This window comes from Alkalilimnicola ehrlichii (assembly GCF_003399765.1).
In the GTDB taxonomy this organism is placed as follows: Bacteria; Pseudomonadota; Gammaproteobacteria; order Nitrococcales; family AK92; genus AK92.
In genome coordinates this window covers 1-6,227 of sequence record NZ_NFZV01000054.1, presented here as the reverse complement: position 1 = coordinate 6,227, position 6,227 = coordinate 1, and the positions used below count along the sequence as shown (strand labels likewise).

8 protein-coding genes are annotated in these 6,227 nt (G+C 53.6%); 1 reads left to right on the top strand and 7 read right to left on the bottom strand.

All coding sequences use genetic code 11. From position 1 onward, the window contains the following. A partial coding sequence (locus CAI21_RS22330) for a hypothetical protein (protein ID WP_147305222.1) occupies nt 1-1,883 on the bottom strand: 1,883 nt, incomplete at its 3' end. Between the two features lie 35 nt (nt 1,884-1,918). Between CAI21_RS22330 and CAI21_RS23460 the strand changes: the two genes are divergently transcribed. After that, complete coding sequence (locus CAI21_RS23460; RefSeq protein WP_181919596.1) at nt 1,919-2,095, top strand: hypothetical protein; 177 nt, start codon at nt 1,919-1,921, stop codon at nt 2,093-2,095. 66 nt (nt 2,096-2,161) lie between these two features. On the opposite strand, the gene CAI21_RS22325 is transcribed toward CAI21_RS23460, so the two are convergent. The 6 genes from CAI21_RS22325 to CAI21_RS22300 are packed head-to-tail and all read right to left on the bottom strand — an operon-like array spanning nt 2,162 to nt 6,122. Beyond that, complete coding sequence (locus tag CAI21_RS22325) at nt 2,162-2,467, bottom strand: hypothetical protein (protein WP_116304330.1); 306 nt, start codon at nt 2,465-2,467, stop codon at nt 2,162-2,164. A gap of 17 nt (nt 2,468-2,484) precedes the next feature. After that, nucleotides 2,485-2,826, bottom strand: coding sequence for a hypothetical protein (locus CAI21_RS22320; protein ID WP_116304329.1), 342 nt, complete (start codon nt 2,824-2,826; stop codon nt 2,485-2,487). Beyond that, on the bottom strand, nt 2,823-4,253 hold the full coding sequence (locus tag CAI21_RS22315; protein ID WP_116304328.1) for a type IV secretory system conjugative DNA transfer family protein: 1,431 nt from the start codon (nt 4,251-4,253) through the stop codon (nt 2,823-2,825). The genes CAI21_RS22320 and CAI21_RS22315 overlap by 4 nt, the downstream gene beginning before the upstream one ends. Continuing rightward, nucleotides 4,240-4,428, bottom strand: a complete 189-nt coding sequence (locus tag CAI21_RS24390; protein WP_116304327.1) for a hypothetical protein — start codon at nt 4,426-4,428, stop codon at nt 4,240-4,242. Before CAI21_RS24390 ends, CAI21_RS22315 begins: the two co-directional genes overlap by 14 nt. Before the next feature lie 9 nt (nt 4,429-4,437). Beyond that, complete coding sequence (locus tag CAI21_RS22305) at nt 4,438-5,133, bottom strand: replication-relaxation family protein (RefSeq protein WP_116304326.1); 696 nt, start codon at nt 5,131-5,133, stop codon at nt 4,438-4,440. After that, nucleotides 5,133-6,122 (bottom strand): ParB/RepB/Spo0J family partition protein, encoded by a 990-nt coding sequence (locus tag CAI21_RS22300; protein WP_116304325.1) that lies wholly within the window; start codon nt 6,120-6,122, stop codon nt 5,133-5,135. Before CAI21_RS22300 ends, CAI21_RS22305 begins: the two co-directional genes overlap by 1 nt. Between the last annotated feature and the right edge of the window lie 105 nt (nt 6,123-6,227).

Genomic DNA, 6,227 nt, shown 5'->3' with positions numbered 1-6,227 from the left:
AAAAAGGCCAAGTGGGATAACTTGAGACTTAAAAACACCAGATAGAAGCGGATGAGATCCTTGTTAACCGCCAAGACAGGTTTTAAATCAACGGCACAAATACCCTTAGATAAAACAAGATTATCTTTGCCGGAAAACGCCCGACCCTGTGCCGTAGAAAGAAAGGATTCAAGATTATCGGCCATGTTCTGGGCCGCCTTGGCTTGCGCATCATTATCGAAATAAGTTGCGCCGCGCAGCTCCTGCAAGTAGTCAGGAAGGACCGGCGCCTCGCGCGATAGGTCTGGGGCGGCATACATCATCTGTAGCGCCATTTCGGCCGCCGCTTCCTGATGCTGATCAAGGCTCATTCGCCCGCCGGATAACACTAAAGCAAGTGCTGAAGTAGTACCGCCGGCAAGCCGGGCATCTAATGGCAAGGCGTCTGGATCATCCCCGGTGATGGGCTTAGCCATCGAGAACGCCGGCAAAGGGTTGACCCCGTGTTCATTAGGATCAACGGGGATATAGCGGCCGCCGAACCCCTCCACGATCCACTGATAACTACCGCCGATTTCCATAATGTACCAGTCGGTACCACAGGGGTAGGATTCGGCAATGGTGGCGACCGTATCCACACCTTTCCCGCCGCCTGTCATAGCAACGGTGAAACCATGAGGAATCTTTTGCCTGGTAACAGAAAAACCAGTCAGTTGACCCGATGTAGAAAGCCGCAAAGATTCCGGTTCCTCGCCCCGGTCATCGACTTGCACAGGCAGCATGTTGCCAACCTGCCAAGAATGATCACGCCGCATGACCGGCGCTTTATAACCTTGGCCGGGTTGTCCGTAACGAAAGAACGGTAGCTGCATATAATCAGCGCTGCGTACCTGCCCCTGGTTATCTTCGATCCAGTTAGTTATCTCCTCCGCAGTAGCCTCAACAAGATCTTTAGAGCCGTGCAGGTGAATAAGGTAGGCGTTGTCGTAGATGTCCAGGGAGTTGCTAACGACAAATTGCTTAAAGCCGGCAAGATCACGAATCTTATGAAAAGCATAGTCTTGCCCGCTATCACCAACGAGATTGCCGGTATAACGCTCGGAGCGATCGGCCGCCCGCATAGCAAGGCGAGTATGCAAGGGCTTCACGATATGGGAGACGTGCATTTCACAGGGCAGCCCAGCGAGCCCGAGGAAGAAAGCAGGGTCGGCATGGGGATACAAGAAAAGAAAGAGACACTTAGTGTAAGTGTCTCCAAGCTTTAAGAACTCACCATCCCGTGCGGGCTTTTCACGGATTATTTGCTCATTGATTTGAAAGAGAGGATCAAAGGGCACACCCTCTCGCTCATGCAAGCGCCGCTTGGCGTAGGCAGGCCGATCGTAAGATTGCTCGATACGGGCTAAGTAATCAGTCCAGGGCCGGACTTCACCACCTAGAATTTTAGCCACCGCCGCACCCTGAGCGCGTAGCTCTTGCGCTAACTGTGCTTGTTTGACTAAGCGGCGTTTACGCCCTCCCAAACCAGTAGCCGCCGGCAAACGGGTAAGCACAATGCCAACAGTATTACTCATAGCGCTGGCGGCAAGATGCTCAACCATCGCTTGCCGCACGGCCCGCCCGATCTCCTGCCCGCGAAGCATATTCTGTTCGCCGTACTGGTAATAGTTGATGGCAACCGAGGGGTCATATTCACGCCATAGATGCCATTCAATCGTGTATTCGACCCCAACACGCGACAAGACGCGATAGAAGCGGTTCCATTTCGCGGCCCGTTCGGTGTCATCGGCTAACCAAACATCAAGCCCCGCCCATTCGATATAGAGAGATACCGCACCATCGTTATGGGCAATAACTTCCTCACCGAGCGGATGAGACCAGGTATAGCGTCCGTGGTAACTCATTCGTCCTCCCAAACCTCGGCTGTCCGACCAGAATCATGCTCAAGAAAGCGGACACGCCAGAAAGGCAAGTCATCACCCAGCCGGAAGACAAGCAACGCCGCAAAAACGAAACGACCGCCATCGCCAAGAACAACAGCCGCAATACCGCAACCGGGAGAATCAAAGCCAGAATCGCAGTGACAAGGGCAATTACGAGGGCCACCGCCGCGTAAATGGGAATACCTGCAAGTGCGGGTGGCTCGAAACGACCGTTAAAGGCACTCATAAGACTTACCCTGTCACCAAACGAATGATGCCCCAAATAAGAACGAGAAGAATAAAAGCGCCAAGGCTGCCAAAAATAGATTCTTGGCAGTTTCTCTATTGCCTATGGCGAGGAAACAGGCGGAACTTGCCAAACCGATAACCCCCAGCATGGCAGCCACCAAGAGAATGAAATCTGTAACCCTGCCACCGATTTGCTGGGCTTGCTGCTCTGCATTGCCGGTTTGTGCATAACTAGGCAACTGGATACTCGCCCAAAGCGGCATGGAAGCAAGCAGAAGGACAAGAAAGACCCCGAACCAGGGACCAAAGCGTTTCATGTTTATTATCTCCTAAGCTAACGATTGAGGCCGGCTACAGTCTCACGAGCGAACCAATTTCTTACATGAAGAAAACAGGCAAGTATCATATAAAGAAAAGGCAAAACAAAGGCAAAAAAGTTAGTTGCTACGACAGCATGAAATAAAACTGCATGTTCAAGCCGCGCATTGGCAGCCCATAGGGCTAGCGTTAAGCGTGTATCTGTTGGCAACCAGAAAAAACCGTCTCTAGCATCCAACCGCGAATAGGCACCCCCCAAATAATGGCCATTAAAATCGACAGTGGGAACAAGCCCGACAACGAATAAAACAAGCCAAACGACCGGAAAAACCGGCAGTAACTGTAACCATGTAATCATTCCAACACCTCAATATGAGAGGGGTCAGCAGGAGCCGCCGCCGCGACGACTTGCTGAACAGTTGCTAAACGTCCACCAGCCATATAGCGGTCCCATAACCCAAGTCCCTGCTGTCCAGCGGGAGCAGGCATTTCCGGCAAGGGCAAGTCGTCATAACCATCAGCAATAGGCGGCATCGGCAAACGCACGCGCCACAACGGGTTTCCATCGCGACCCGCATTAGGCAGCACCGTAGACACATAAGCGCCGCCGGCTTCCATGCCGCGTAGCTCACGCGGATCAACCCGGCCTAGCCGCTGATAACCCAATGAGGTGCCGGAGCGATCACCTAGCTCACTGGTCGCGGCTCGTAACTGGTCAGCATCGCCGAGAAGGCGCAGCGCAAAATTAACGGTGGCGTCACCCATAACGCGCATGACAACTTTTGTCGCCAAGTTGTCATCCATGACGGTTCGGAAAGGCAAACCGAGTTCATCGAGTTGACCAACCGACTGAAAGGAAAACACCAACGGCATATCGGCCGACCGACAGCGAGAAGAGGCAGCGGAAAAGTTGTCATGAAAAAACTTTCCCCAATCGTCAAGAAGCAAGGGATAAAGCTGATTGCCGGTGCCGCTAATCTGCCGCCGGCGCGCCTCGGACGCGAACATTTCAACCAGCGCAATCCCCACGTCCCGCGCAAAGGCCGTATACGGCAAGTGAAAGAACACGTATTTCTGTTCTGAAACAACGCTAGGAATATCAATATCCGGTTGGTAGGCATTCAGCCGAGCCGCATACGGGCCATGAACAAAAATAAGAAGACGGTTCAGGAGGCCAGAAATCAGCTGCACCCGGTCTTGGAAATCCTGAGACAGGAAATTCTTTGCCATAGACAAAACGAAAGGATCGGCGCCCGCCCGTTCAGCCGCTTGGTAGACCTCCCAACCGGCATCATCGACAGCAAGCGAGGCGTATAAATCACGGGCGTTATAAGGCTGCCCGGTGGCTGCCAACAAAGGCACCATGAAAGTTAATACTGCTCGCTGCTGATCAGAGTAATAAGTCGTAGACGTTGTCGTACCGATGAGCAGCCGGGAACAGCGGTCTACAACATCCTCCGGCGTACCGGCCATTAAGTTGATCGAATGGCTATCCGGCAATTCACTGGAAAAGAAATAATCCGGCGTTGCACCCATTCCGACGCTACGACGATACATATCAAGTTCGCCCTTACCATCAAAGACGGCGGCGCCGAGCTGTTCCGGCAAGCGATCGCGCGGGCCATCGAAATGCGCATATAAAAAACCGAGGATCCCTGACACCGTTTTACCCGCTCCCATACCACCCAACAGCAAAATGCCGTAGTTGAAGACAGAGCGAGGAATAACCGCACGCGGAACACGACGAGGGCTAGAAGGATCGCTAATGTCGTCAGCGGTCCCCATATCCCAGCCGCTCGGAGCTACCGCGATGGCTGGCGAAGGCCTCAGCTTCCAGGCCCCCCAAAAAACCAAGCGACAGGAGCAACAAAAGCAACCAAACCAGATCGCCGAGCAAAAAGGCTAGAACCCCTGCATTAAGGGCAAAGGTAAAACCATAGAAAGTTGCAAGCCACCTCATATAGGCACCTTATGCGAGCTGCCAGAGGGCAGGAACGTATAGCAGCTTAGGCGCTATCAATTCGCCCGCTGGCGTATGGAAAACAGAAAGCACGTCAGCTTGCGCGAGATAAGCGCGATGATCCGCCAAATGCTCAGCATCGGTAACCGCGACGATGAAGCGATCCGCGACATCAAACCAATGTCGAGGGGCCGGCGGCGCATAATACGCGGGTTTCGAGCGATGACGCCGCCGCCATACACGGACTATCCGCTCGGATGACATAAAATAATCATCCATCAGGAGCAGCGAATAAATACCATCATCCGAACGCGCAAGGTGTTCACCATGCGCAGGAGACAAACCCAAGGAAAAGGCATCAACCCGCAAAAGCACACGGAAGCCCGGAAAATGGGCACCAAGGCGAAGAACGGCAGCATTCACATGGCAACGGTGAGCAATCGCAGACCACGACCGCACACGCCGCCCGGTGCGGGGCTTAGCGGCAACAGCACGTAAGCCGGCAGGCGTTGCGGAGACAACATACGGGCGCGCTACCCGCAGCAGCGTTACTAAAGAACCAGCTTCCAGCGTTCTTAAGGTGCGGGTAACGGTACTACGGTCTACATTCAAATAGACCGTCAACTGATCGGACGTTGCATATTCAAGTTCCGCCAGTATTCGCAGTACCGCCCGGGCCGTATAGGATAAGCGACGAACACGCATCAGCGTTGTAGCACCTCTAGCAACTCAGGCACTCGCTGTTCAATAACCGCTAGCAAGTCTTTGCGCGTAGGTTTCGCCCGCAACTCAATAGGATTTAAACCATGCTGCTTGGCAAGCAGCGCCATGACCTGCACGACATCGCGCAACTGATCGAGCGGCACGGGGACACGCGGTATACGCTGCGGAGTAGATACCCGTAGAGTGGCCGGCGGCTTGGAATCATCAGAGGCAACAGAAGAAGTAGAAGCCGCTACCGGGCCGCTTTCCTGCTCGCTCGTAGGCTGTGACGTGAGGAAACGACGATAATCACCCTCCGTAACTTGCCTAACAGACAGTTCCCCATCGCGGACCGCTGCCTGCACTTCATCAGGCAGATCTAATAGTTTTAGAAGCTTAGAAACACGGGCCGGAGAATGCCCAAGACGCTGGGCAAGCTCAGCTTGAGAAAGATTATGCTCGCGCATTAAGCCCGCCATCCAAGCCGCCTCATCAAGCGGTTTGAAGCGGTAATGCTTCATAGTCTCTTCATACTGAGCTAATTCACGCTCAAGCCCGCGCACGGGTGGACGCCGGCGCGCTGCGATCCCAGGCCAACGGATAGGGTCTTCTTCATGAAGAAGTGTCAAAGCACGGTAACGTGTTTCGCCCGCAATTAATTCATAGCGCCCATCTTCGCGATCAGCAACAACAATACTTTGCAGTTGCCCCCAACGCCGGATACTCGCAACCAGTTCCAAGACGTTATCGCCGGCATTCCCCGAATCATCAACGTGGGTAAAATCCTGTCGAACATTGCTTGTTACAACAATCTGATCCAGCCGGAGAAAAAGCGCATCAGGATCGCGGGCGGAGTCCTCCGCCTGATGGCGAATCACATCACCAGCAGTAGCAGATATAGCAGGCTGTCCTTGGGTAGACTCAACAGGGTGAGCCGACGCAGCCGGCTTTCGTCCCGCGACCCGCTCTTTCATCGCATCCTTAAAAGCCATTATGTAAATTCCTCAAATAGATCGGCAAAGACTTCACGATAGCTTTGGGATACAGGTTCAGCCGGAAACTCAGTAACAACCGGCGCGCGCGCACTCGCTGCTTTT